Origin of the sequence: Bradyrhizobium sp. SHOUNA76, assembly GCF_023006445.1 — a bacterium.
Lineage (GTDB): Bacteria > Pseudomonadota > Alphaproteobacteria > Rhizobiales > Xanthobacteraceae > Bradyrhizobium.
This window is the reverse complement of sequence record NZ_JALBHA010000682.1, coordinates 1-2690: the sequence shown is the minus strand read 5'-3', so window position 1 is coordinate 2690 and position 2690 is coordinate 1. Positions and strand designations below refer to the sequence as shown.

The window sequence follows — 2690 nt, the reverse complement described above, 5'->3', positions numbered from 1 at the left end:
CCCGTCGCGGCGTAGCAATCGCGGGCGGCGAAGGCGAGCCCTTCCATCACCGCCCGCATCAGATCCCAATAGCCGTGGCGGGTGCGCAACCCCAGGAATTGCGCGCAGGCCTCGTGCGCGACGAACGGGCCGCGCTCGCCGGCGTCGGAAATGAACGGGTGGAACAAGAGTTCGCCGGGTTGCGCTTGCATGACGCGCTCATCGAGCCGTGCGATCAGATCGGCGCGCGAGCGAGCGATACCCTCGGCGGCGAGCAGGTCGCGTGCGAGGTCCAGCAGCCAGTCGATATTCAGCGTCGCCGCCATGTTCGATTGCATCTGCGCATAATGACCGGAGACCGGAAACGGCATGGTATAGCCGGTGGCCTCGGTATTGAGGACCACCGCATCGGCGCTGGGCGCGAGGCGCATATGCATGCCGGTCGAGCCGATGATGGTGCAGCCGACATCCGGCGCCGGATCGTAGAGTCCGGCCCCCAGCGCATTGCAGATCACGTCGACATAGCCGAGCGAGACCGGAATACCCTGCGGCAGGCCGATCTCGCGCGCCGCGGCGGCGTTCAACGGATGCGTGGTTACGACACCGTCGACGACGTCGGGAAACAGGGTCATGCAATCGGCGATCCCGATCAGGCGCGCGGTTTCGGCGTCGAACCGGCGCTTGCGGAAATCGCCGCAGGAGAAGGTCGCCTCCGACGGATCGGTCGCACGCACGCCGGTGAGCAGGAAATACAGCCAGTCCTTGCAATGAAAGGCGGTGCGGGCGCGCGACAGGGTCTCGGGCGCATGCGCCTGCAACCAGGCCAGTTGCGGTCCCTGCTGGCAGGCATTGAGCCCCGAGCCGGTCCGCCGATAGAGCACCGCATTGCGCTCGCTGTCGCGGATCCGCTCGACGAGGCCGGCCGCGCGGGAATCCAGCCACAGCAAGGCAGGCGCGACGGGACGGCCGTCATCATCGATCAGCCAGGTGCCGTCGCCCTGCCCCGTCACCGCGATGGCGGCAAGCCGCAATGCGAGATCGGGGACCGCCATCACCAGGCCGCGCAGGGCGGCAATTGTGTCGTTCCAAGTCCGCGCCATGTCCTGCTCGACATGGCCGCCGGCTGACGTCATGTAGCTGTTCGGCAGCGCGTATTCGCCGAGCTGCCGCCCGTCGCGCGTGAACGCGACCGTCTTGATCAGGGACGTGCCGGCATCAATGCCGATGATGACGTCGCGGCCAGGCAAGATGCTCATGGTCGGGCCGCCTCCGCATGGTGAATGCAGTTGCCGTCGGCGCCGAACAAATGAAGATGCCGTGCCTCCAGCGCGAACGGCAGGATGTCCCCGGGCCGCGCTGTGATCTTGTTCGGCGTCACCGCGATGAGGAGGCGGCCGTCGCATTCGCCTGCGACATGCGACTGGTCGCCCAGCCACTGGTTGGAGACGACGCGCACGCGCACATCGCCGCTGCCGACGGCGATCTTCTGCGGTCTTATGCCGACGCGGAGGCGCGTGCTCTGCGCGAGCGCGCGGCCGGCGGCAGCGTCGAGCGTTTGCCCTTCCAAGCTGAACGCGAGATCCGCCCCGATCGAGAGGCGAAAACCGCCATCGGCCTGCGCCACCTCGGTCTCGAGCAGGTTCATCGGCGGCTCGCCGATGAAGCTCGCAACGAACAGGTTCACCGGATGATCCTTCAACTCCCGTTCGCTGGCGAACTGCTGAAGCACGCCATCCTCCATCACCGCGATGCGGCCGGCAAGCGCGCTCGCCTCGGTCTGATCGTGGGTGACGAAGATCGCCGTCATGCCGCGCTCGGCAAGCAAGCCTTTGATGCGTCCGCGCAGCACCGCGCGCAGCTGCGGCTCGAGCTGGCCCATCGGCTCATCCAGCAGATACAGATCGGCATCGCGCACCAGGGCGCGCGCCAGCGAGACACGCTGCTGCTGCCCTCCGGAAATCGAGCGCGGATAGCTGTCCAGGATATCGGCGATCTCGACCAGCTGCGCGATCGCCTCGACACGCCGGGTCACCTCGGCATACGAGAGCTGCTGCGCCTTCAGGGCGAAGGCGATGTTCTCGCGCACGGTGAGCGGCGGATAGAGCGAATAGCCTTCGAAGGCCATCGCCACCCTGCGTTTCGCCGGCGGCAATTGGTCGATCCGGCGCCGGCCGAGCGTGATCTCCCCCGAGGTGACGCTCTCGAAGCCCGCGATCATCCGCAAGGTCGAGGTCTTGCCGCAGCCCGACGAGCCTAGCAGCGCGACGATCTCTCCCTTGCCGACCTCCATGTCGAGCGCGCGCACCGCATGGACCGGCGGCTTGCCGCGGCTCTGATAGACCTTATCGACCTTGCTGATCTCGAGCATGCCCATGCCTATCCCGGTCTCCTCATGCCGCCTGCCGTCGATGCGACAGTCCGACGCGCAGACCCGTTGCACGGTCGAACAGAAGCGCCGTCTCTGGCGCGAAGCGAACGAAGACCCCGTCCTCCGCGCTCGCCATGGCCGAGCCCTGCGGCAGGGCGGCGAGCCACTCGGATCCGTCGGCGAAGCGCAGCAGCAGCACGGCCTTCTCATGCATCGGCGTGACCGCGACGATACGCGCCGGCATGGCGTTTTCGCCGGCTTGGCGGCTGATGACGAGATCATCCGGACGCACGCCGAGCCAGCACGGACCGTGATCGACGATCGCGCGATCGGCGGCGTCGAG

General features: G+C 67.4%; 3 protein-coding genes. All 3 read right to left on the bottom strand.

Features of this window, described 5'->3' with window-relative positions; all coding sequences use genetic code 11:
* On the bottom strand, positions 1-1235 hold a 1235-nt coding region (locus tag MOV74_RS35565; RefSeq protein WP_246931849.1), incomplete at its 3' end, for an FGGY-family carbohydrate kinase.
* A complete protein-coding gene (locus MOV74_RS35560) occupies positions 1232-2347 on the bottom strand; it encodes an ABC transporter ATP-binding protein (RefSeq protein WP_246931850.1) in 1116 nt (371 codons plus the stop codon). The genes MOV74_RS35560 and MOV74_RS35565, both read right to left, overlap by 4 nt.
* A 22-nt stretch (positions 2348-2369) precedes the next feature.
* Positions 2370-2690, bottom strand: a 321-nt coding sequence (locus tag MOV74_RS35555) for a TOBE domain-containing protein (RefSeq protein ID WP_246931846.1), incomplete at its 5' end; no start/stop codon positions are given.

Excerpts from the sequence above, each read along its gene's own strand:
- MOV74_RS35560 (WP_246931850.1), bottom strand. The coding sequence starts at position 2,347 with ATGCTCGAGATCAGCAAGGTCGATAAGGTCTATCAGAGCCGCGGCAAG.